The sequence below is a fragment of the Polaribacter gangjinensis genome (genome assembly GCF_038024125.1).
Classification (GTDB): domain Bacteria; phylum Bacteroidota; class Bacteroidia; order Flavobacteriales; family Flavobacteriaceae; genus Polaribacter; species Polaribacter gangjinensis.
On sequence record NZ_CP150662.1, the window covers coordinates 862,357 to 888,224 of the forward strand.

The following is a 25,868-nucleotide window of genomic DNA, read 5'->3' on the forward strand; positions in this document are numbered from 1 at the left end:
AGTCTATATAATATTCAACATTTTTTCAGTGGCTTTGATTGCAGAAACAGTTTGATCTGAATCTAAACCTCTAGTAATAAATTCTTTAGTTTCACTTTTCCAAGTGATGATGGTTTCACACAATGCATCAGAATTACTTCCTGGTGGAATTCTAACGGCATAATCAATCAAATTTGGAAGTGATTTTTTACTATGTGTTTTGTATAATTTTTTTAACGCATTCATAAAAGCATCAAATTGTCCGTCACCTTGTGCATGCGCTTCATATAAAACACCTTCTACTTTTAGTAGTAAAGTTGTAGAAGGTTTTAATCCTTTTGCATGTCCTAACACATAATTTTCAACACTAACTTTTCTTTCAATAGCATCACTGTCCAAAACATCAGAAATGATATATGGCAAATCTTCTTGAGAAACAACTTCTTTTTTATCACCCAATTCTATAATTCTTTGGGTAACTTTTTTTAGTTCTTCGTTGTTTAAGCTGATTCCTAAATCTTGTAAATTTTTTTGAATATTGGCTTTTCCAGAAGTCTTTCCTAGTGCATATTTTCGCTTTCTTCCAAAACGTTCTGGCATCAAATCATTGAAATACAGATTGTTTTTATTATCTCCATCTGCATGAATTCCTGCTGTTTGTGTAAAAACATTTGCACCAACAATTGGTTTGTTTACAGGAATTCTAAATCCTGAAAAATTTTCAACAAGCTTGCTTACTTTGTGAAGTGCATTTTCTTTTACAGTAATTTTTACACCTTTTAAAAAGTCATTAATTACTGCAATTGTACTTGCAATGGGTGCATTTCCTGCACGTTCTCCCATCCCATTTACCGTTAAATGCAATCCATTTACTCCTGCTTTTACAGCTTCCATTACATTGGCAACTCCTAAATCGTAATCATTATGACCATGAAAATCTAAGTGAATTGTAGGAAACTTTTCTCGAACTTCTTTGATAAACTGATAGGTTTCTGAAGGAGTTAAAATCCCTAAAGTATCTGGCAATAAAATACGTTCAATAGGTTGTGTTGCCAAAAAATTCAGATATTGAAAAACATATTCTTTTGAATTTCGCATTCCATTTGACCAATCTTCTAGATAAACATTTGTTTTGATGTCATTTTTAGAAGCCAATTCAATGGTTTTTTGAATGTCAGAAAAATGTTGTTCAGGTGTTTTTTTTAATTGATGAGTGAGGTGATTTAAGGAACCTTTCGTTAATAAATTCTGAACTTTTGCACCTGTTGACAACATCCAATCAATAGATTTTCCTTCATCAACAAAGGTTAAAACCTCAACTTTATCTAAAAAATGATTTTGAAAGGCCCACTCAGTAATTTTTTTAACAGCTTGCATTTCACCATCAGAAACTCTTGCAGACGCGATTTCAATTCTGTCAACTTTGAGTTCTTCTAACAATAATTTTGCAATTGTTAGTTTTTCGGGAACAGAAAAAGACACTCCAGATGTTTGTTCTCCATCACGAAGTGTGGTATCCATTATTTCAATTTTCCTAGGTTCCATGAGCTAAAAAAACTTAAAAAGGTCTTGTTTGTGCGAAAGTTGTAATTTCGTTTTCGATATTTTTTAGGTAATCAATATCATCAAAACCATTCAACATATTTTCTTTTTTGTAAGAATTGATTTCAAATTTTTCTGATGCTCCTGTTGACAAAAGTGTTACTGTTTGTGAAGGTAAATCCACTAAAATTTCTGTTTTTGGATCTGCAAAAATGGCATCAAATAATGTATCTGCAAAAGCTGCAGAAACTTGCACTGGTAAAACGCCAATGTTTAAACAATTATTTTTAAAAATATCTGCAAAAGCGGATGAAATTACACAACGTAATCCAAAATCATACACAGCCCAAGCTGCATGTTCTCTTGAAGAACCTGAACCAAAATTTCTACCTCCTACCAAAATTTTACTTCCTGAGTAGATTTCTTTATTCAATGGGAAATCAGATTTTGGAGTTCCATCAGCATTGTAACGCCAATCTCTAAAAAGATTATCTCCAAAACCTTCTCTCTCGGTTGCTTTTAAAAAACGCGCTGGTATAATTTGATCTGTATCAACGTTTTCAATTGGTAATGGATATGCTGTGCTTTTTAATGTTACAAATTTATCGTAAGCCATATTATTTTGAGTATTCAGTTGCCAGTTACAGTTGGCAGTTGTTATATCTTAAATTTATTATTAAACAGTCTACTGAAAACTGAGACTGTAAACTTTTTTTACCCCACCATCAAAACTCTTGGATCAGTAACTACACCTTCTACTGCAGAAGCTGCTGCCATTAATGGTGATGCCAACAATGTTCTTGAACCTGGTCCTTGACGTCCTTCAAAATTTCTGTTTGATGTTGAAACTGCTAATTTTCCTGCAGGAACTTTATCATCATTCATTGCTAAACAAGCAGAACATCCTGGTTCTCTTAATTCGAAACCTGCATCAGCAATGATGGTATCCAAACCTTCTGCTTTGATTTGCTCTACCACTTTGTGTGATCCTGGAACTAACCAAGCAATTACATGAGGAGCTTTTTTACGACCTTCAATGATGGAACAAAATGCTCTAAAATCTTCAATTCTTCCATTGGTACATGAACCTAAAAAGACATAATCGATTTTTTTACCAATCATACTTTCGCCTTCATTGAAGTGCATATAACCTAACGATTTTTTGTAAGTCTCAACGCCACCTTCAACTTGAGCAGCATTTGGAATTGATTTGGTAACTCCCATTCCCATTCCAGGATTGGTTCCGTAAGTAATCATAGGTTCAATTTCGGAAGCATCGTAATTGAATTCGATATCAAAAGTGGCATCTTCATCCGTAAACAATGTATTCCAATATTCCATGGCTTTGTCCCAATCTTTTCCTTTCGGAGTTAATGCACGTCCTTTAATATATTCAAACGTTTTTTCATCTGGAGCAATCATTCCACCTCTTGCACCCATTTCTATGGATAAATTACACACTGTCATTCTTCCTTCCATAGACATGTCTCTAAAAACTTGTCCTGCATATTCCACAAAATATCCTGTAGCACCTGAAGTAGTTTGTTTAGAAATAATAAATAATGCAACATCTTTTGGAGTTACTCCCAATCCTAATTTGCCATTGATATTGATGCGCATTTTTTTAGGTTTTGGTTGCATAATGCATTGTGTTGACAACACCATTTCAACTTCTGATGTTCCAATTCCAAAAGCAATTGCACCAAAAGCACCATGAGTAGATGTGTGAGAATCTCCACAAACAATAGTTGCTCCTGGTAATGTAATTCCGTTTTCAGGCCCAACAACATGCACAATTCCGTTGTTTTTATCTCCTAAACCCCAATGTGAAATTCCGTGTTTTGCGGCATTTCTTTCTAAAGCGTCTAACTGATTTGCAGAAAGTTTATCTTCTACAGGTAAATGTTGATTGATTGTTGGCGTATTGTGATCAGCAGTTGCAAAGGTTTTTTCAGGATATAAAACCGAATTTCCTCTACTTTCTAATCCTAAAAAAGCAACAGGACTTGTCACTTCGTGAATAAAATGACGGTCTATAAAAAATACATCAGGACCTCCTTCAATACTTCTGACTACGTGTGAATCCCATACTTTGTCAAACAATGTTTTTGCCATATTTCTATAATTTTCTTTTGTAATTGCTACTAGCTTTCAAAAGTAACCTTTCTGTTATTTACATCAAGTTGACTACTATTTAATACATTATATCCAACGTTCAATCATTAATGTAATTATCTTATTAACAGATTATTACATAGTTTAAAACTACGATGTCTATTAAAATTTGTTCTCTTTATTTTTATCTTGAAAATTTATTTCAACGATGAGTTACATAAAAAAAGCATCCAAAAATGGATGCTTTGTAATGATATTTATTTTGAATTACTTACTCAAATACATTTTTCTTCTTGAGTACAAATTATAGAAATCGTCATCTTTTAAGTTTTCTATAAATAGGATACTTTCTCCTGTTGATTTCATTTCAGGTCCTAATTTTTTATTCACATTCGGGAATTTATCAAACGAAAAAACAGGTTGTTTGATGGCATAACCCTCTAACTGTGGATTGAATTTAAAATCAGTCACTTTATTGTGACCCAACATCACTTTTGTAGCATAATTTACATACGGCTCTTTGTACGCTTTTGCGATAAAAGGTACCGTTCTTGAAGCTCTTGGATTGGCTTCAATGATGTAAACTACATCGTCTTTGATAGCAAATTGAATGTTGATTAAACCTACTGTTTTTAAGGCTCTTGCAATGGTATGTGTATGATCTATAATTTGTTGCATTACCAAATCTCCCAAATTAAAGGCTGGTAAGGTAGCATTTGAATCTCCTGAATGAATTCCACATGGTTCAATATGCTCCATGATTCCAATGATGTAAACATTTCCATCAGCATCACAAATCGAATCAGATTCTGCTTCAATAGCACCATCTAAATAATGATCTAACAACAGTTTATTATTTGGAATTTTACGCAACAAGTCAACCACATGTTCAACCAATTCTTCTTTATTGATAACAATTTTCATGCCTTGACCACCTAATACATAACTTGGTCTTACCAAAATTGGAAAATCCAATTCATCAGCCAAAGCCAAAGCTTCATCTGCAGTTTCTGCTACTCCAAACTCTGGATAAGGAATGTTATTTTCTTTTAACAAAGTTGAAAACCGTCCTCTATCTTCAGCAATGTCTAAAGCTTCAAATGAAGTTCCTATGATTTTAACTCCGTATTTGGTTAATTTTTCTGCTAATTTCAAGGCAGTTTGTCCACCTAATTGTACAATGACACCTTCTGGTTTTTCATGACGAATGATGTCGTAAATATGTTCCCAAAAAACAGGCTCGAAATACAATTTATCAGCTGTATCAAAATCCGTAGAAACCGTTTCAGGATTACAATTAATCATGATAGTTTCATAACCACATTCTGCTGCTGCTAAAACTCCATGCACACAACAATAATCAAACTCAATTCCTTGTCCGATTCTATTTGGACCAGAACCTAAAACAATAATTTTCTTTTTATCAGTAACAATACTTTCGTTTGCAATGACAATTTCTCCATTTGTAGTTTCAATTTCGTTTTCGAAAGTAGAATAGTAATAAGGTGTTTTTGCTGTAAATTCAGCCGCACACGTATCAACCAATTTGTAAACACGCTGTACTTTTAGCTCCTCTCTTTTTTTATACACTTCACTTTCGTAACAATCTAACATGTGTGCAATTTGTCTATCACCATACCCTTTTTGCTTGGCTTCTAGTAACAATTCCCTTGTGATTGTATCAATATTGTAAGTTGAAATTTCTTTTTGCAATTGAAATAACTCTTCATATTGTTTCAAATACCACATATCAATTTTTGTGATATCATAAATTTTGCTCAATGGAATTCCGATAGCAATTGCATCATAGATAGCAAAAACACGATCCCAACTTGCATTCGTTAATTTGTCTATAATTTGGTTATAATCTGTATATCCTTTACCATCTGCACCTAAACCATTTCGCTTAATTTCTAGTGATTGTGTAGCTTTATGCAAGGCTTCTTGAAACGAACGTCCAATTCCCATTACTTCTCCAACTGCTTTCATTTGCAATCCTAAAGTTCTATCTGAACCTTCGAATTTATCAAAATTCCAACGTGGAATTTTTACGATGACATAATCTAAGGTTGGTTCAAAAAGTGCTGAAGTTGATTTGGTAATTCCATTTTCTAATTCATCCAATGTGTACCCAATTGCTAATTTTGTAGCCACTTTAGCAATAGGATATCCTGTTGCTTTTGATGCCAAAGCTGATGAACGAGAAACTCGAGGATTGATTTCAATCGCAATAATATCTTCTTTTTCATCAGGAGAAACTGCAAATTGCACATTACAACCACCTTCAAAATCGCCAATAGAACGCATCATATGAATCGCCATATCACGCATTTTTTGATAGGTTTTGTCTGATAATGTCATTGCTGGCGCAACAGTAATTGAATCACCGGTATGAATTCCCATTGGATCCATATTTTCGATAGAACAAATAATCACCACATTGTCATTGCGATCTCTCAATAATTCCAATTCATATTCTTTCCATCCCATCATGGCTTTATCAATCATTACCTCATGAATAGGTGATGCTTCTAAACCTCTTCTTAATAATTCATCAAAATCTTCAGCTTTATAAACTATTGAAGCTCCTGCTCCACCCAAAGTATAGGAAGAACGAATTACCAAGGGAAAACCAAATTCTTGTGCAATTTCTTTTCCTTTTAGGAAAGAGGTTGCAGTTGCTTGAGGAGCCATGGGAACTCCAATTTTCAACATTAATTCTCTAAATTGTTCTCTATCTTCTGTAATGTTGATGGCGTTTATATCCACTCCAATTAATTTCACTCCAAAATCTTTCCAAATTCCTTTGGTATCTGCTTCAATACATAAATTTAAAGCGGTTTGACCTCCCATTGTTGGCAACACTGCATCAATTTGAGGATGTTCTTTTAGAATTTTAATGATTGATTTTGTAGTAAGTGGCAATAAATATACATGATCTGCCATAGAAGGATCAGTCATAATTGTTGCTGGATTCGAATTGATTAATATTGTTTCAATTCCGTCTTCTCTTAATGAGCGTAAAGATTGTGAGCCAGAATAATCAAATTCGCAGGCTTGTCCAATAACAATTGGTCCAGATCCGATAATTAAAATTGATTTGAGGTCGTTTCTTTTTGGCATGATAAGTAGTTGTAAATTATGAATTTGTAAAAATAGTTACTTGATAGGTATAAAAAAAGGTGTTACTAGAAAAAGTAACACCTTATATATTAACAATTGTTAATCATTTATTTTTTTGGTCTAGATTCAGATGAAACAGTTAGTTTTTTTCTTCCTTTAGCTCTTCTACGTGCCAACACTTTTCTTCCATTAGCAGAAGCCATTCTTTCTCTGAAACCATGTTTGTTTCTTCTCTTTCTTTTTGATGGTTGGTATGTTCTTTTGCTCATTTCTTTTTATCTTAAATGTCTTCTAAACTAATTTTATATGCCATAAACGTACCTCGTTTAAAGCGTGGGCAAATATACAACTGTTTTTATTTTTGACAAATAGTATTTGTAAAAATTTTAAAAATATTTTTTACCTATTCAATCCTTCTCTTTTTTGAATGTTTTTAGTGTTTTTTATTTGTAATAAAACCTTTAAATAGTACTTTTGCGCAAACCTAACAATACCATGCAAAATACCAAATACGTTTTTGTCACAGGAGGCGTAACGTCATCACTTGGAAAAGGAATTATTGCAGCTTCTTTGGCAAAATTACTGCAAGAAAGAGGCTTTTCTGTAACCATTCAAAAATTAGATCCTTATATTAATATTGATCCTGGAACGCTAAATCCATATGAACATGGCGAATGTTATGTAACTGATGATGGTGCTGAAACCGATTTAGATTTAGGTCATTATGAGCGTTTTTTAAACATTCCAACTTCTCAAGCAAACAATGTAACAACTGGTAGAATTTACCAATCTGTTATCAATAAAGAACGAAAAGGGGAGTTTTTAGGAAAAACTGTGCAAGTAATTCCTCATATTACTGATGAAATCAAACACCGAATTCAAATTTTAGGAGAAACTGGTGATTATGATATCGTTATCACTGAAATTGGAGGAACTGTTGGTGATATTGAATCTTTACCTTATGTAGAATCTGTTCGTCAATTATTATGGGAAAAAGGTGAAGAAAATGCCATTGTAATTCACTTAACTTTAGTGCCTTATTTGGCTGCTGCTGGCGAATTAAAAACAAAACCTACACAACATTCTGTGAAAATGTTGATGCAAAGTGGAGTTAGCCCAGATATTTTAGTGTGTAGAACTGAACATCACATTTCGGATGATATCAGACGTAAATTGGCGCTTTTTTGCAATGTAAAAAAAGAAGATGTCATTCAATCTATTGATGCAAAAACCATTTATGATGTTCCAAATTTGATGTTGGAAGAAGGGTTGGATGAAGTTGTTTTGAAAAAATTACATTTATCTACAGAGAAAAAACCTGAATTGAAAGCTTGGAACGAATTTTTAAGAAAGCACAAAAATCCAACATCACAAGTTGAAATTGCGTTGATTGGGAAATATATCGAATTGCAAGATTCTTATAAATCCATTTCAGAAGCATTTATTCATGCTGGTTCTTCTCACGAAACCAAAGTAAATGTGAGATGGGTTCATTCTGAAAGTTTAACGGCTGATAATTTTGAGGAAAAATTAAAAGGAGTTAATGGAATTTTAGTTGCTCCAGGTTTTGGCGATCGTGGAATTGAAGGTAAAATAAATGCTGTAAAATATGCAAGAGAAAATAATATTCCGTTTTTTGGAATTTGTTTAGGAATGCAAATGGCCGTAATTGAATTTGCCAGAAATGTATTGAATTTGCCAGATGCATTTTCAACAGAAATGAAAATTGATTGCGCAAGTCCTGTAATCAATTTGATGGAAAGTCAAGAAAATGTAACTGAAAAAGGTGGAACCATGCGTTTAGGAGCTTGGGATTGTCAGTTGACAAAAAATTCAAAAGCTTTTGAAGCGTATCAATCAGAAATGATTAAAGAGCGTCACAGACATAGATATGAGTTTAATAATGAGTATTTACAACAGTTTGAAAACGCTGGAATGATTGCCACAGGAACCAATCCAAAAGCTGGTTTGGTTGAAGTAATTGAGATTCCAAATCATCCTTGGTTTGTGGGAGTTCAATACCATCCAGAATATAAAAGTACGGTTTTAAAACCTCATCCTTTATTTGTTGATTTTATCAAAGCAGCTTTAAAACAGTCTAAAAAGTAATTTAGGAATAGTATTTGAAACAAAAGTAAAAAAAAATATATAACAACAAAAAACCTTCATAAACTGGGTTTTTACCTACATTTGTCGCGCTTTTATCAATTCGTTTTTTTGATATACTGACAAATTGACATTTATACAAACACATGGAAGAAAAAAAATTCGACTACAATTCGCTAATTGGTATGATCCTTTTAGGAGCAATCATGCTTTGGTATTTCAACACAAATGCACCTGAAGTTACGCCTGAGAAACCTTCAACAAAAAAAGAAAAAGTTGTTAAATCAAATACAGCAACTAAAAAAGCTGAAGAAAATTTAGCACCAACTTCATCCAATGATTCTTTAAAACAAATAGCATTGACCAATAAATTTGGGGCTTTTGCCTTTGGGGCTTTGCAAGCAAAAGAGGGTGTTACTGTTTTAGAAAATAATTTGGTAAAATTAACTGTTGATAATAAAGGCGGACAAATTGTAGAAGTTTTATTAAAAAAATATAAAACATACGACTCTTTGCCTTTGTATTTGATCAAAGATCAAAATGCTTCTTTCAACATCAATTTTGGTACCACTGACAACCGAATTTTAAATACCAAAGATTTATTTTTTGAGCCAACTTTCTCAAAAAATGGTAAAAGTCAAGTGTTGACTTTGAAATCAAAAGTTTCTGATTCGCAGTTTTTAGAATACAGATACGAAATGAAACCAAATGAATATATGGTTGATTTCTCAGTACGTTCTACTGGTTTAAATAATGTTTTCAATACCTCTAATCCAATAGTGTTAGATTGGAAATTAAATGCTTACAGAAATGAAAAAAGTATTCGCACTGAAAACACCATGTACTCTTATTTCTATTTTAAAGCTGAAGATGAAGTTGATTATTTAAATGCTGGAAAATCTGAAGTTTTAAATAATGTGGATTGGGTTGCTTATAAACAACACTTTTTTACATCAAACTTGTTAACAGACAAACCTTTTGATAAAGCAACAGTTACTTCTACTGATTTAGTTTTAAATGAAGAAATTGACACTGTCTTTACCAAAAAATACGAACTGAAAACGCCTTTGGCTTTGGCTGGTGGTGAGTTGAATTACAACATGAAATGGTTTTACGGACCAAGTGATTATAATTTATTAAAAAATTATGAAAATACAGATTTAGCTGAAATTTCTGATTTAGGTTGGGGAATTTTTGGATTTTTAAACAGAGTTGTTTTTTATCCAGTTTTTAACTTTTTGAAAGGATTTTTATCCAATTTCGGATTGATAATCATTTTGATGACCATTGTTGTTCGAATTTTAATGTCGCCTTTGGTATATAAATCGTATTTATCAAGTGCCAAAATGAAAGTAATTCGCCCAGAATTAAATGCACTTTTAGAAAAATATCCTGGCAAAGAAAATGCTATGAAACGTCAACAAGAAACTATGGCAATTCAACGAAAAGCTGGTGTAAGCATGCTTTCTGGTTGTGTTCCTGCACTTTTACAGATGCCTGTTTTCTTTGCGTTGTTTAAATTTTTTCCAACAAATATTTCCTTAAGACAAGAAGGCTTTTTATGGGCACCAGACTTGTCTTCTTATGATACTATTTTTACCTTACCATTTTCAATTCCATTTTATGGTGATCACGTAAGTTTGTTCCCGATTTTGGCTTCAGTAGCTATTTTCTTTTACATGCAAATGAATCAAAGTCAGCAAGCAAATATGCAAATGCCACCTCAAGAAGGCATGCCTGATATGGCTAAAATGATGAAAATCATGATTTATTTATCACCAATCATGATGTTATTTTTCTTTAACAATTATGCAAGTAGTTTGAGTTTATACTATTTTGTTTCGAATTTATTAACGATTTTCATCATGTTATTTATCAAACATTTTGTTATTGATGAAGAAAAAATTCATGCTCAAATTGAGGAAAACAAGAAAAAACCTGTCAAAGTAAGTAAATTCAGACAACGAATTGACGATGCAATGAAACAAGCACAAGAACAACAAGCTAAACAACAAAAGAAAAAGAAGTAGGCTTTTCGCTTTTTAAAGATTATAAAAAACCCAAAACAATCAAGTTTTGGGTTTTTGGTTTTGTGATTTTTCCTTTTGATTTAATCGTTTTAAAAAACTAGCTTTGTTTTAAATTGATTAAAGTCAAACAATTACCTTAGATTTTTTTAGTTAATTTGATTCATAAAACGAAACTCTTCTCCCCTTAAACCACCCATAAAACAAAATATACCCATAGCAACCAATTGTCAATAAAAAGGCAGTTTTAAATCCAAAGTTATCAATCAAATTTCCAAATGCAAAAGGAATGATGGCTCCACCTACAATTGCCATACACAACAATCCTGAAGCTTGCGCTTTTAAATCTCCCAAACCTTCTAAACTTAGTGTAAAAATTGTCGGAAACATAATCGAATTGAACAATCCAACAGCTAAAATAGCCCACATAGATAGCAATCCAGAGCTATTTATAGAAATCAAAATCATGATAATTGCCATTGTTGCAAAGATGCTCAACACTTTTGCTGGCGCAAAAATTCTGGTTAAATATGCCCCAACAAAACGTCCAATCATAGCTCCTCCCCAATAAAAAACGACAAAAATTCCCACTAAAGATTTTGGATCAGAATTGGAAAATGATTTGTTAAAAGTACTAGCAATGGTGTTTGCGATGTTCATCATCAATTGATTTTCAGAGACAATTGCAGGCAAATTCATCTCTACAAAATAATTTACTAAAAAACTCCCAATAGCCACTTCTGCACCTACATACACAAAAATTCCTCCAACGCCCATCAACATCAATTTGTTTTTTAACAAAGAAAGATAACCTCCTTTCGGATTTTCTTGCATCACTTTTGGCAAATTGATGAATGAAAAAATCAATGCCAAAATCACAATAAAAAACGAAATCATCAAAAAAGGCGTTTGTACTGTTGCTGCTTCAGCAATGAAATAATCGGATTTTTCTACTTCCGTTAACAAATTAATTTCTTGTGATGTTTTGATGGAATCGCTCAACAAAAACAACGCACCAATTATAGGCGCAATTGTTGTACCTAAAGAATTAAAAGCTTGAGATAAATTCAAACGACTGCTTGCTCCATCTTCATTTCCCAACAAAGCAACATACGGATTTGCAGCCACTTGCAAAACTGTAATTCCTCCAGCCAATAAAAAATACCCTGCTAAAAAAATTCCGAAAATTCTAAATTCTGCTGCTGGATAAAACAACAAACAACCTGCAGCCATGATTAACAATCCCAACACAATGCCTTTTTTGTATCCAATTTTGGATAATAAAAATCCTGCAGGAACTGAAAATACAAAAAATGCCATGAAAAAAGCAAATTGTACCAAAACCGTTTTTGCATACGACATTTCAAAAACATCTTTTAATCTTGGCACCAAACTATCAACCAAAACTGTGATAAATCCCCAAAGAAAAAAGAGTGTTGTTAAAAAAATAAAACCACTTTTATACGATTTTTGATTGACTTTTGACATGGTTATCCTTTGTTATAAAAATCTGATTTGATGTTTTTATTTTCTCCATTTTGATATACATTGTAGCTAAACCATTCGTGAATGGAATAACCACCAATTTCGCCTTGTTTATTTAAAGCAATATAACCCACTTGAAAATCCTTGAAATTTTTTCCCGGTTTTTTCACTATTCTATCAATCGCAATTTCACAGGCTTCTTGTGGCGATTTTCCTTGACGCATCAATTCTACAATCAAAAAACTGCCCACTGTTTTCAAAACTTCTTCTCCCAAACCAGTAGCTGATGCGCCACCAATTTCATTATCTACAAACAAACCTCCTCCAATTATAGGCGAATCTCCTACTCTACCAGCCATTTTATAAGCCAAACCACTTGTAGTGCAAGCCCCAGAAATATTGCCATCTTTGTCAATTGCCAACATGCCAATCGTATCATGATTTTCGATATTAATGATAGGTTTGTATTCGGATGTTTCTTTCCATTTTTCCCACGCTTTTTTGGAAGCTTCTGTCAATAAATCTTCTTTCTCAAAGCCTTTTGAAATGGCAAATTGTTGAGCTCCTTCTCCAACCAACATCACGTGAGGTGTTTCTTCCATCACTTTTCTAGCCACAGAAACCACATGTTTGATGTTTTTTACCGCCAAAACCGCTCCATAATTCCCTTTAGAATCCATAATACAGGCATCTAAAGTGACATTCCCATCTCTGTCTGGCAAACCACCTTTTCCTACAGATTGTCCTTTTTCATTGGCTTCTTCAATTCTGCAACCTTGCTCAACAGCATCCAAAGCTGAGCCTCCATTTTCCAAAACTTTTGCAGCAGTTTCAACTGCCAAAGGTGTATCCCAAGTTGCAATTACCAAAGGTCTGATTGGTGTTGAAATCAAAGCAGTTTTTTTTGCCGGTTTTTCATCACAACTTGACAAAGTATTGGAAACTGCCATCAAACCAACAGTAGTTGCCAAACTATTTTTTATAAAATTTCTACGTTTCATGTTCTTAATTTATTTGAATTTCATCTATAAACAACCAACTTCTTCCATTTTCTTTAAAGCCTAAATGCCAAGTAGGAAGTGTACCTAATTTTTTCGCAATTACTTTTACGTAACGTGCATTTCCTAATTTTAATAATTTCATAGATTCTATAGTTACAATTTCTTCATTTTTAGGAATTGGAAAAGAGAAATTATCGATTTTTTTAAAAACTTTTCCATCAATGGAAGTGTAAATTTCTACTGATTTTGGTAAGAAAATCCAACTTCTTTGATCTTTTAAAAAATTGATTTGGAGTTGTTGAATTGGTTTTACAGCACCCAAATCAACAATTGCAATTATATCTGTATCAAAATACCCTTGCCAAGTTCCCGTTCTAAAATCTTCTGTTCCTAAAACGCCATCAATCAAGGCATTATCACCACCTGCATTGTATTGATTTGCATATTCAGATTGCAAATCAATTTTGATATTTGGATTGATTTTGTAAAATTCGGTTTTTATTATTGCACTTTTTGAGGTTCCTTTTTGAGCAAATACTTTAAATGTTGCTTTTTCAGAAATGATAAATGGCTTTTTATATTGTTCAAATCCATTTCCCAAACTATAATAAATCTGAGAATCTTTTTCAGCAATAGCAAGCGTAATAGTCGTCTTTTCTTTAAACGCAATATCACCTTTTGCAATAAAAGGTGCAGCAACAATTAAATGTTCTTTAATTTCTGTTGATGGAATAAATGCATCTTTTGTTCCCCAATTTGTAGGTTTGTTGGTCATTTCAAAAATCAAGGTTCCACCATTGATAATGTCTTGATGATTTAGGTAAGAATACTCATAATTTTTACCATTTAATTTTATTGATTTGATGTATTTATTTTCAGCTGAATTATTTTTTGCTTGAATTGTAAAAGATTTTCCATTTTCTAAATTGATGGTTGCTTTATCAAACAACGGACTTCCAATAATATATTGATTAGAGCCTGGAGTTACAGGATAAAATCCCAAAGAACTGAAAATATACCAAGCACTCATTTGTCCACAATCTTCATTTCCTGAAATTCCATCAGGTGTATTTTGATACATTTCTGATAAAATTTGACGCACTTTTTCTTGCGTTTTCGAAGGTTTATTCACGAAATTATACAAATAAGCCATGTGATGACTTGGTTCATTTCCATGTGCATATTGCCCAATCAAACCTGTAATATCTGCTTGATCTCTTCCTGAAGTTTCCTTTTTTGCAGTGAATAGTTTATCCAATTGATTTTCTAATGACTTTTTTCCTCCCAATAAATTTGCAAATCCAGTAATATCTTGCGGAACATAAAAACTGTATTGCCAAGCATTTGCCTCAGTATAATTGAAATTTACTTCATAAGGATCAAATGGCGAAAACCAGGTATTTTTAAAACGACCTCGCATAAATTGCGTTTCGGGATCAAAAACGTTTTTATAATTCTGAGCTCTTTCAATAAAGATTTTGTAATCATTTTCCTTGCCCAAAGATTTTGCCATTTGCGCAATTGTCCAATCATCATAGGCATATTCTAGGGTTTTTGAAACAGATTCTGATTCTTTCTCCACAGGAATAAATCCGAATTTTTTATAAGATTCCAATCCCAATTTATCTTGCATTGCAGAATGTTTCATCGCTTCAAAAGCCTTTTCTGCATCATAATTTTTGATTCCTTTCAAAAAAGCATCTGCAATCACAGGCACTGCATGATAACCAATCATACACCCTGTGTAATTTGCGGCTAAATCCCAAATGGGCATGATGCCACCTTCATCATATTTTGCTAAAAAAGTGTTGATAAAATCATTGGTTCGTTTTTGCTCAATGATGGTGTATAAAGGATGTGCTGCTCTGTAAGTATCCCACAAAGAAAAAACGGTATAATATTCAAAATCAGCTGTTTGATTAATTTCTAAATCCATTCCTCTGTATCTTCCATCTACATCTTGATACAAATTCGGAGCAATCATTGTATGATATAAAGACGTATAAAAATTGATTTTATTGTTTTCGTTTTTATCTTCAACAACGATTTTTCCCAATTGCTTTTCCCAAGTTTCTTGGGCTATTTTTTTTACTTCATCAAAAGATTTATTTCCTATTTCTTGTTCTAAATTTTTCGCTGAACCATCTATATCAACCGCAGAAATTCCCACTTTTACTTCTATAGTATTTCCATCATTTTCATCAAATTCGAAAGCAGCTTTGACTGATTTTCCTTCCGTTTTTTCATTCAAATAGCTAATATTTTTGATTTTTTTCGAAAATTTGATGGTATAAAATAACTGTTGATTGGTTGCCCAAGCTTTTGAATGTCTATAACCTTGAATGGTATTTTCATCTGTAACTAGTATTTTAGAATCCAAAACTTCATCACGATGTTCCAAATCTAGAATGATAATTTGTTTTGAATTTTTAGGAAATTGATATTGATGAATGCCACTTCTTTTGGAAACTGTCAAAGCAACATCAATATTAGTATCATCCAAATGCACTTTATAAAAACCAGGTTCTGCAATTTCTTTGTTGTGAGAAAACTTAGATTTATAACCTTCTTTTCCATCTGCTCCATTGTTAAAAATAATTTTATTAGTGGGCATCAACAAAATATCTCCATAATCAGAAACGCCAGTTCCACTTAAATGTGTGTGTGAAAAACCATAAATCTCACTATCAGAATAATGATATCCTGAGCAGCCATCCCAACCATCCAAACGTGTATCAGGAGAAAGTTGCATCATTCCAAAAGGCATAGTCGCTCCCGGAAAAGTGTGACCATGACCACCTGTCCCTATAAAAGGATTCACATAATCAATTCGTTTTTTGATTTTTTTAGCAATTGTTGATTTTGAACCAGAATTACAAGAAAAAAACAGCAATAGCGAAACTAAAATTGCATAAAATTGTATTTTCATGGAAATAGATTGTTACTTTTATGCACACAAGATAGTAAAATGAAAATTCACGGTTATTTAAAATTTATAATTCTTTTATTTTTCTTTGGATGTACCTCAGAAAATGCAAAACCAATAGAACCCAGCATCATTCCCAAACCACTTTATCAAAAAATTACTGATGGATTTTTTTTATTGGATGAAAATTCTTCCATTGAAAGTGAAAAATCATTCACAAAAATTGCTGATTTTTTAAAAAATTCTTTGAAAGAATTTCATAAAATCCGATTATCATCAAAAAAGGATGCAAAAAAAATAGTTTTTAATTTCGATTCAACTATTAAAAATGAAGAAGGATATCATTTAGAAATCAATAAAAATCAAATAAAAATAAGCGCAAAATCAAGCAAAGGTGCATTTTACGCTGTGCAAAGTTTATTGCAATTAATTCCTTCAAAAACAACATCAAAATCCATTGCCATTCAGTGTTTAGAAATAAAAGATGAGCCAAAATTTGCATACAGAGGCATGCATTTGGATGTTTCTCGTCATTTTTTTTCAGTTGATTTTATCAAAAAATACCTGGATTTGATGGCAATGCTGAAAATGAATACGTTTCATTGGCACTTAACTGATGATCAAGGTTGGAGAATTGAAATTAAAAAATATCCAAAATTGCAAGAAATTGCAGCTTTTAGAAAGGAAACTTTGATAGGTCATTATTCTGATGAACCACAACAATTTGACGGAAAAAAATATGGCGGATTTTACACACAAAAACAAATAAAAGAAATTGTAAGTTATGCCTCTGAAAGGCAAATTACAGTAATTCCAGAAATTGAAATGCCTGGCCATTCACAAGCAGCAATTGCAGCTTATCCTGAATTAGGCTGTACCAAAAAACAAGTTGAAGTTGCCACAAAATGGGGAGTTTTTGAAGATATTTATTGTACAAATGAAAACACTTTCGAGTTTCTTGAGGATGTTATTGATGAAGTTATTCCTTTATTTCCAGGAAAATATATTCATATTGGTGGAGATGAAGCTCCAAAAACTCGATGGGAAAATTGTGTACAATGTCAAAAAAATATCAAAGAAAAAGGATTGAAAGATGCTCATGGATTGCAAAGTTATTTTATAACTCGAATGGAAAAATACATCAATTTTAAAGGAAAATTAATTATTGGTTGGGATGAAATTTTAGAAGGTGGTTTAGCACCCAATGCAACTGTGATGTCATGGAGAGGAAATCAAGGTGCTATTGATGCTGCCAAACAAAAACACACTGTAATTTTAACTCCAAATTCGCATTGTTATTTTGATTATTATCAATCTGAAAATGAGGATGAACCTTTGGCAATTGGCGGTTTTTTACCTTTGGAAAAAGTGTACAATTTCAATCCAATTCCTGATGAATTGACAGCAGAGGAGGCCAAATATGTGTTGGGCGCACAAGGAAATATTTGGACAGAATATTTATCAACTCCTGAAAAAGTAGAATACATGGCATTTCCAAGAATGGTTGCTTTGAGCGAAGTTGTTTGGAGTGATGCTACCAAAAATTATACAAATTTTGTAAAACGTTTAGAACAATTCAATAAAAAATTGAAGGTTTTAAAGGTAAATTATGCCAATCATTTGTATGAAGTTTCTGGAAAATTACAAAATGAAAATGGTAGGTTGAATTATCAATTAGAGACAATTACCGACAAGAAAATTGTGTATACTTTAGATGGAAAAAATGAAAATTTAGTTTATAAAAATCCCATTCCTATTGAAAAATCAACTTCTATAAAAGCATTTGTGGTTGATGAAAATCAAGAAAAATTAGGGGCTGTTTTTGCACAAAAAATCAATTTGCACAAAGCAGTTGGGCAAAAAATAACGCTAAATATTGAACCTCATAAAGCATATAATTCAGGAGGAAAACAAGCACTCATAAACGGAATTTCTGGAAATAACAAACGATTTGGAGATCGTGAATGGTTGGGTTTTTCAGGTGAAGATTTAGAAATTACTATCGAATTTAACAAACCCACTGAAATAAATACGATTTCAACACGCTTTCACAATGGAAATGGTCAATGGATTTATGCACCTAAAGAAATCTCTATTGAGTTTGATAATGAAGAAAAAAGAAGTTTTGTGCTTAAAAATAATCGTGATTTGTTGGTGAATTTTAATGAAAAGTTTGAACAAAAAGTAATAAAAAAAATAAAATTAACCATTCCAAATTACGGAATTATTCCAGAAGGAAAACAAGGCGCAGGAAACAAAGCTTGGACATTTATTGATGAAATAGTTTTTGAATAATGATATTAGAAATTTGCGCAAACTCTTATGAATCAGCCATCAATGCTCAAATTGCTGGCGCTCACAGAATCGAAATTTGTTCAGAATTATCAGTAGGTGGCATCACTCCAAGTGTTGGATTGTTAGAAAAAATCTCGAAAGAAATTTCAATTCCTGTGCATGTTTTAATTCGACCTAGAAGTGGTAATTTTTGCTATTCAAATTCAGAATTTGAACAAATGAAAACTGATATTTTACTATGTAAAAAATTAGGTTTTCAAGGAATTGTCTCTGGTGTTTTAACTAAAAATCATGAAATTGATATTGAAAAAACCAAACAATTGATTTCCCTTTCAAAACCACTTAAATTCACATTTCACAGAGCTTTTGATGTAGTTGTCAATCCAAAAAAAACAGTTCAAATTTTACAAGATTTAGGAGTAGACAGAATCTTAACTTCAGGAACCAAAGAAAAAGCTTCAGATGGGATTGATTTACTAATTGAACTTAAAAAAATAACAGAAAATAAATTGATTATTTTACCAGGAAGTGGCATTAATAAAGATAATGTGACACTTTTTAAAAATGCTGGTTTTGAAGAGATTCATACTTCCGCATCAAAAATAATTACCGATAAAAAAAGTATTTTTTTCGATAAAACAACGCAAACAGTCTCAGATATTGAAACAATTAAAACGATTCTTAAATCAATCAATAATGCATAAATTTTTACTTTTTCTCTTAGTTTTAGCGATGTTAAGTTGCGAAAATAAAAATTTACCTGAAAAAATAGCAATTACAACAAATTGGGAATTCAAAGGAGTTGACACTTTAGATTGGCAGTCAGCAAGAGTTCCTGGTAATATTTTTTCAGATTTACTAGAAAAAAAAATGATTCCAAATCCATTTATAAAAACGAATGAAGATTCTGTGCAATGGGTTTCAAAAAAAAATTGGGAATACAAAACCACTTTTTCACTTTCCAAAAAACAACTACAAAAAAAGAATATCGAACTTCATTTTGAGGGTTTAGATACCTATGCAACCATTTATTTGAATGATTCTATCATTTTAAAAGCTAACAATGCTTTTAAAAAATATACTATTGATATTAAAAAAAGTGCCAAAGAATCCAATAATTTACGAGTTGTTTTTGAAAATTTTAATGATATCGAACTAAAAAAAGAAGCTGAAATTTGGTATAAATTACCAGTACAAAATAGAGTTTATACGCGTAAAGCGCAATTTCAATATGGTTGGGATTGGGGACCAGTTTTAAATTCTTACGGAATTTGGAAAGAGGTTTCTATAAAAGCTTGGGATGATGTTATCTTCTCTGATATTTATATCAAACAAGATTCTTTGACAGTAACAAAAGCGGTTTTATCAGCCGATATTATTATTGAAAGTAACATCGAGAAATTTGTAGAATTAGAAACTTGGATTAATTCTGAAAAAATACTCACAGGAATTCACCTTAAAAAAGGAGAAAACAAACTTACAATTCCCATTAAAATTGATAATCCTACACTTTGGTGGACTCACAATTTAGGAAAACCTTATTTATATCGATTTGATTTTAAATTGTTTCGAAAAAACAAATTATTAGATCAAAAAATCATCAAAAAAGGCATCAGAACTATTAAATTAATTGCTGAAAGAGATACTATTGGTCAATCTTTTTATTTTGAATTGAATGGAAAACCAGTCTATGCAAAAGGTGCAAATTTAATTCCAATGCATAGTTTTCAGGATAAAGTAACCAACGAAAAATATGAAAAATTACTTTCGCATGTTGTAACATCCAACATGAATATGCTGCGCGTTTGGGGAGGAGGCATTTATGAAAACGACATTTTTTATGATTTGTGTGATGAAAAAGGCATTTTAGTTTGGCAAGATTTTATGTTTGCTTGTGCCATGTATCCTGGAGATGCAACTTTTTTGCAAAATGTTTCAGAGGAAGCTGAATATCAAGTAAAAAGATTGCGAAATCATACATCAATTGCTTTGTGGTGTGGAAATAACGAAAATTCTGAAGCTTGGAAACGTTGGGGATGGCAAGAAAATAGAGGTGAAAAAGAAAAGCAAGAAATTTGGGATAATTATTTGATGCTTTTTGATTCTATTTTACCATCCATTGTTGCAAAAAATAGCAATACTGATTATTGGGAAACATCGCCAAAATATGGCAGAGGAAATCCAAAATACATCTCAGAAGGTGATGCACATGACTGGTGGATTTGGCATGATGAATATCCATTTGAACACTTGCAAGAAAAAGTTCCAAGATTCATGAGTGAATTTGGTTTTCAATCTTTTCCAAGCTTTGAAACTGTAAAATATATCAATCAAAAAGATGAAATTGATTTAAAAACTAACGCAATAAAATCACATCAAAAACATCCAAAAGGTTTTGAATTGATAGAAAAATACATGAAGCGTGATTATAAAATTCCGACTTCTGATGAAGATTACGTTTATGTAAGTCAGTTGTTGCAAGCAAAAGGAATTGTAATGGGAATTGAAGCTCAAAGAAGAGCAAAACCTTACAATATGGGAACATTATATTGGCAGTTAAATGATTGTTGGCCAGCTATTTCATGGTCAAGTATTGATTATTTTGGCAATTGGAAAGCATTGCAATACAAAGCAAAAAAAGCTTTTGAAAATGTGTTAATTTCAACTGTAAAATCAAAAAATGGATATGAAATTTATATCGTAAACGATCTTTTATTAGAAACAAAAGGAACTTTACAAATAAAAATCATGGACTTTTTCGGGAAAGAAATTTGGTCAGATACATCAAGAATTACTGTAAAAGCTGATGCTAGTCAGCGAGTTTATCAATTGTTAAAAACAGATGTTGATCATACAAAACATTTCCTTTCAGTTACATTTAATAACTCATCATCCTTCTTTTATTTCGCAAAACCAAAAGATTTAATGTTACCAAAAGAGCCAATTGAACGAACTATTTCAAAAACAAAAAACGGCTTTTCAATTACGTTAAAAAGTAATGTTTTGCAAAAAGATGTATTTTTATTTACATCAGAAAAAGGGCATTTTTCAGATAATTTTTTTGATTTATTACCCAATACTTCTAAAACCATTCACTTTAAAAGTAATTCAACTAATTTACAACAACTATCCATAAAGAGCTTACAATCCATTCAAGAATGAGTTGATTTATTGAATAATCAACCTCCAAGAAGTTCCATTTGTGTTTTTTAATACATAAATTCCAGCAGCAAGCGATTGAAATTTAAGAATCGTTCTTTGTAAGCTTTGAGCAAAATATTGTTGAATTTGAATTATTCTCCCATTGATATCATACAAGGAGAAAGTATCTTCCATTGTTGTATTTGTAACAACGATTTCATTGGATTTGACAACTGGATTTGGGAAAATAATACTTCTATTTTGAATATTATTTTCTACTTCTGAAGAGAGTGATGCTTTTTTTGTAAAGTATGGAACTGCATAATTAAAAGCCTCTACGCCTACTTTTACACCAATCAATCTTCCTGGAATATCATCTGCAGGAGGGTGAATTCCTCCCCAAATTCTAGACAAACTACATTGATCTGAAGCATCTCTATAAGTTGCCCATTGTAAAGTTACATCAACTGAAGGTCCTTCTTCAAAGACTAAAAATTCATTTTTTTTAGCTTTAAACTCCCCTATTCCACCTGGAAAAAAAGCATCACCAGTAAGCAATGTCATTACCTCAGCAGCTGCTCTAGAAAAGGTTGAATGCCCTGAAACAAATCCTGCAAATGGAGGTGTTACAAAACTAGGTCTTTGATAAGGCCACCAGTTTTCGGCAAGAATCCAACCAACTCCTGCTTGATCTGTATTGGTATCTCCAATTGCTTTGTGACCTCGCCAAGTAAATAATTTTATTTTTCCAACATTCTCAGGATTTCTAATGGCTAAAGGATCATTTTCATTTACCAATTCAATATATCCAGGTTCTAAAAGTATTCCATTTGGATGATAGTTAGGCAAAGAGGTATCTGAACTTTGACCTAAATCAGCCAAATAACGAATGGCAGAAATTGGTCTGATATAATCATACCAACCTTTGATACTCCAAGCTGCCACAGCAGCATCATGCATGGCTCCTCCTAATATAAAATAAGATTTTACGTCCCATTCTAAATGATTTAAAGCCTCTCCTTCTCCTGCAAGTTTTTTCTCAAATAATGAATGATCATTAACATAATTTAAAATTGTAAACCAATGTCCAGGTGGTGTTTCTGAGTGAGGTCCATCTGCCCAAAATTCCGCTAAAACTCTGGTATAATCTCCTCTTGGAACAATTTGAGGTTGATACGATTCTTTGGTAATTGGATTTACAGAATGCCCTTTTCCAATATCTCCACCTTCTAAAAACTTGTAAAAATTGGAATATTCAGTAAATGAAGTTGGCAAAACATCTTTAGAAATATTCCCAATTGATTTAGGAGAAATATCCCATAAAACTCCATCTGAAGAATCTAAATGGCTGGCCCAAATAGCCACTTGTGCAAAGCCTTTTTTATAGGCGTCTGATAAAGATTGATCAGGAGAATCTAAAAAAGGAGGTGAAGAAGGATCATGATACACATGATAATCAAACCCATTTCTTTGATAGGTTTTTTTATGAGAATCTTTCATGGCGAAAGTCCAAACATTTCCCCATTCAGGACTTAAAAAATCAATATCTTCACCTTCAATGACGTTGCCACTTTGATCAATAAAAGTATCTAAACTGAGTGATTGCCATCTGTTTGGATTGCTTAATGTAGGATTTCCTGGAATCTCTGGGGCTAATGCAATGTTTACAGGAGCGTAATGTGCATTATCATATCCAAATTGTTCTCTTGCACCATCTAAATTTCCATAATCAATAATTGTTTTTGCTATATAATTTCCTAAAGCCCTTGCATCTCCATTTTCATAATTCGTACTTGTAAAAGCGGAATCAAACCCTAATTGATTCATCAAAATATCAAACTTTGCTAAAGTTGATGTTGCATTTGGTGAGTTTTTAAATCTATAGGATAATAAACGGTAAGCAGCATAACTAATGGCTTTTTTTCGGGATAATTCTATCTCTTCTTGTGGAACAAAACTGGATAAAGTACTTGTAAAATTATTTATGTTGTTGCCCATAAGATATGGTAACGCATTATTACTGTATATTGCCCAAGCATCGTACATGGCAATACTTGTATGAAATAGATTTCTTGCATGGATTGTTGGTCTTGCAAAATCGCCTCGAATTGCTTCTAAAAGAGCTTCATTCCAAATTCGTGCTATGGATTTGTTTTCAGCAATATTTTGTACACTAAGATTGATTAATTTTGAAATTTCTTTGCTTTTACATTGGCTTGTAGTAACCACAATGGTTATTTTTCCTTGTGTGGCAAAATCCCATTTTACAGAAATATTTGGAGTTCCCTCACCTGAGATAATTTCTCCACCTTCAACTCTCCATTGAATTGAATCACCATCATTTAAATTATACGCATAATTAGTAATACTAAAATAACTCACTTTTTGAGGACCTGTAATAATTTCACTTACTTGAGCATATGTACACGATCCGTCACTAACTGTTGCATTTGGATTAAAATTACAGGAATTTGGATCAGTACATCCTACCCTTTTTGTTGCAGGACTTATGGCTAATTTTTGATAAGATGAATTTTCAATAGCTTTTGCAAAAGTATTGATTTCTAAATCTTTATAAACATCAACATGACCTGAAGGCCATTCAATTTTGAGTTCTAAAATTGTTGTAGCATCTGCTAAACCAAAATGAACAGGTTTTAAATTTTGCCCTAAAAATCCGACACCTGTATAAAATCTTATCAATTTGTCTTTATCTGTTTGCACTGTAATTTTGGTGCCAATTGCATCTCTATTGGAAATTGTTCCTTGTAAGGAAAGTTGAAACCAGTTATTATTTTGCGAACCAAAAGTATTGATGATGGTATTTTCGTAGAAATAGGAGTTGTGTTGAGAATTGGATATAAACACATCTAAATCTCCATCATGATCAAAATCAAAATCTACTACTTCAACGCTTACAGACAGCTCTCCTAAACCTTGATCATTTGTATTTGAAAAAGATGAAATTCCGTTATTGAATTTATTTTCAAAATAAAAGTTTACCTCTTCATCAACAATCGCATTTTGAAAACCATTTACAACGATTAAATCTTCATCACCATCCAAATCAAAATCTCCGAATTTAGTTCCCCAAGACCAACCTGTTCTTTTTACCAACATTTGAGAGGCATTTTCATCAAAAGTGCCATCAGATTTGCCTGTTAAAAGAGAATTATTTGCAATTGTTGAAATAAAAAAGTCAAAATATCCATCTTTATTGTAATCACTTATAGCAATTCCCATATCATTAAACCTCATATCAGCTTTGAAAAAATTGGCTCGTTCAGTAAAAGAAGTTCCATTATTATTGATAAAAAGTTGATTAGGTTCTCTAAAATCATTGGTAAGATATAAATCCATCCATCCATCTTTATTAAAATCAAAAGGAAAAGGATTATATCCTGGCAATCCTATGGCTGAATTTATTGAAACACTTTGGGTAACATTTACAAAGGTTCCATTACCATTATTTTTGTATAAAGTATTTGATTTACAGCCTTTCCAATCAACAATGTAAAGGTCTAAAAAAGAATCTTTGTTGTAATCAAACCAAACTGCTCCAGTATTATTACAGTTATTTTTACCAAGAATTCCTGCTTCATTTGTTACGTCTTTAAAAGTTCCATTGCCAAGATTTTTAAAAAGTTGCACTTTTGTTAGGTGAGTGAAAAAAATATCTGGAAAACCATCATTATTATAATCTCCCCAATAAGCTCCAAATTTGAATCCTTTTAATCCTAAAAAATTATTGTAAGAAGCATCTAGTTCCGAAAATTCAAGTAAATTTTCTAATCCTGATCCTTCAGTTACATCCGTAAATGTTCCATCATTATTGTTTCTATAAAGTTTGCTATGTGTTTTGTCTTTTCCAATTTCATCTTTCCAAATCGAAACCACCAAAATATCAAGATCAAAATCTCCATCAAAATCAGCTACAGAAACTCCATTGTTTTCTGCTAAATCTCCAAACCCTGAAACTGTTTCAATATGCTTAAAAATCTTTTGAGCGCTAACAATTTGAGAGTAAAATACCAACACAAAGAGCAAAGAAAGTAATGATTTTGACATGCTTATTGAAAGTGTATTTTAGAAAAATAATTTTGAGACTTTACAATTTAATCATCAGTA

The 25,868-nt window shown here is 32.1% G+C and carries 14 protein-coding genes; 5 read left to right on the forward strand and 9 right to left on the reverse strand.

Annotated features, from left to right (window positions below; genetic code table 11):
- Positions 1-3: 3 nt before the first annotated feature.
- The 5 genes from WHA43_RS03845 to rpmH form a co-directional block, all read right to left on the reverse strand.
- Positions 4-1,524 (reverse strand): alpha-isopropylmalate synthase regulatory domain-containing protein, encoded by a 1,521-nt coding sequence (locus WHA43_RS03845; RefSeq protein WP_105045818.1) that lies wholly within the window; start codon positions 1,522-1,524, stop codon positions 4-6.
- Between the two features lie 13 nt (positions 1,525-1,537).
- The gene (gene leuD, locus WHA43_RS03850) at positions 1,538-2,137 is read right to left on the reverse strand and encodes a 3-isopropylmalate dehydratase small subunit (protein ID WP_105045819.1); all 600 of its coding nucleotides are present in this window, start codon (positions 2,135-2,137) and stop codon (positions 1,538-1,540) included.
- Positions 2,138-2,235: 98 nt separating this feature from the next.
- Positions 2,236-3,636 carry a 3-isopropylmalate dehydratase large subunit gene (gene leuC / locus WHA43_RS03855; RefSeq protein ID WP_105045820.1) on the reverse strand — a complete coding sequence of 467 codons (1,401 nt, stop codon included), beginning with the start codon at positions 3,634-3,636 and terminating at the stop codon, positions 2,236-2,238.
- Positions 3,637-3,903: 267 nt separating this feature from the next.
- A complete protein-coding gene (gene carB / locus WHA43_RS03860) occupies positions 3,904-6,759 on the reverse strand; it encodes a carbamoyl-phosphate synthase large subunit (RefSeq protein ID WP_105045821.1) in 2,856 nt (951 codons plus the stop codon).
- Positions 6,760-6,866: 107 nt separating this feature from the next.
- Entirely contained in the window at positions 6,867-7,028 is a 162-nt protein-coding gene (rpmH, locus tag WHA43_RS03865) for a 50S ribosomal protein L34 (RefSeq protein WP_075342879.1), read from the reverse strand.
- A 226-nt stretch (positions 7,029-7,254) separates the two neighbouring features.
- Here rpmH and WHA43_RS03870 point away from each other — a divergent pair, with 226 nt between their 5' ends.
- Positions 7,255-8,868, forward strand: coding sequence for a CTP synthase (locus WHA43_RS03870; RefSeq protein ID WP_105045822.1), 1,614 nt, complete (start codon positions 7,255-7,257; stop codon positions 8,866-8,868).
- Positions 8,869-9,011: 143 nt separating this feature from the next.
- Entirely contained in the window at positions 9,012-10,895 is a 1,884-nt protein-coding gene (gene yidC, locus WHA43_RS03875) for a membrane protein insertase YidC (protein ID WP_105045823.1), read from the forward strand.
- Positions 10,896-11,045: 150 nt separating this feature from the next.
- Here yidC and WHA43_RS03880 read toward each other — a convergent pair whose 3' ends face one another.
- From WHA43_RS03880 to WHA43_RS03890, 3 genes are read right to left on the reverse strand one after another with little or no spacing between them, the layout of a single operon-like run.
- Positions 11,046-12,380, reverse strand: a complete 1,335-nt coding sequence (locus tag WHA43_RS03880) for a sugar MFS transporter (RefSeq protein ID WP_105045824.1) — start codon at positions 12,378-12,380, stop codon at positions 11,046-11,048.
- 2 nt (positions 12,381-12,382) lie between these two features.
- Complete coding sequence (locus WHA43_RS03885; protein ID WP_105045825.1) at positions 12,383-13,378, reverse strand: isoaspartyl peptidase/L-asparaginase family protein; 996 nt, start codon at positions 13,376-13,378, stop codon at positions 12,383-12,385.
- A gap of 4 nt (positions 13,379-13,382) precedes the next feature.
- Entirely contained in the window at positions 13,383-16,307 is a 2,925-nt protein-coding gene (locus tag WHA43_RS03890; RefSeq protein ID WP_105045826.1) for a GH92 family glycosyl hydrolase, read from the reverse strand.
- 39 nt (positions 16,308-16,346) lie between these two features.
- Between WHA43_RS03890 and WHA43_RS03895 the strand changes: the two genes are divergently transcribed.
- From WHA43_RS03895 to WHA43_RS03905, 3 genes are read left to right on the forward strand one after another with little or no spacing between them, the layout of a single operon-like run.
- Positions 16,347-18,599 carry a beta-N-acetylhexosaminidase gene (locus WHA43_RS03895; protein ID WP_105045827.1) on the forward strand — a complete coding sequence of 751 codons (2,253 nt, stop codon included), beginning with the start codon at positions 16,347-16,349 and terminating at the stop codon, positions 18,597-18,599.
- On the forward strand, positions 18,599-19,303 hold the full coding sequence (locus WHA43_RS03900) for a copper homeostasis protein CutC (protein WP_105045828.1): 705 nt from the start codon (positions 18,599-18,601) through the stop codon (positions 19,301-19,303). The genes WHA43_RS03895 and WHA43_RS03900 overlap by 1 nt, the downstream gene beginning before the upstream one ends.
- Positions 19,296-21,761 carry a beta-mannosidase gene (locus WHA43_RS03905; protein WP_105047280.1) on the forward strand — a complete coding sequence of 822 codons (2,466 nt, stop codon included), beginning with the start codon at positions 19,296-19,298 and terminating at the stop codon, positions 21,759-21,761. Before WHA43_RS03900 ends, WHA43_RS03905 begins: the two co-directional genes overlap by 8 nt.
- A 6-nt stretch (positions 21,762-21,767) precedes the next feature.
- Here the strand turns inward: WHA43_RS03905 and WHA43_RS03910 are convergent, their stop codons facing one another.
- Positions 21,768-25,808, reverse strand: a complete 4,041-nt coding sequence (locus tag WHA43_RS03910; RefSeq protein WP_105045829.1) for an FG-GAP-like repeat-containing protein — start codon at positions 25,806-25,808, stop codon at positions 21,768-21,770.
- Positions 25,809-25,868 lie beyond the last annotated feature (60 nt).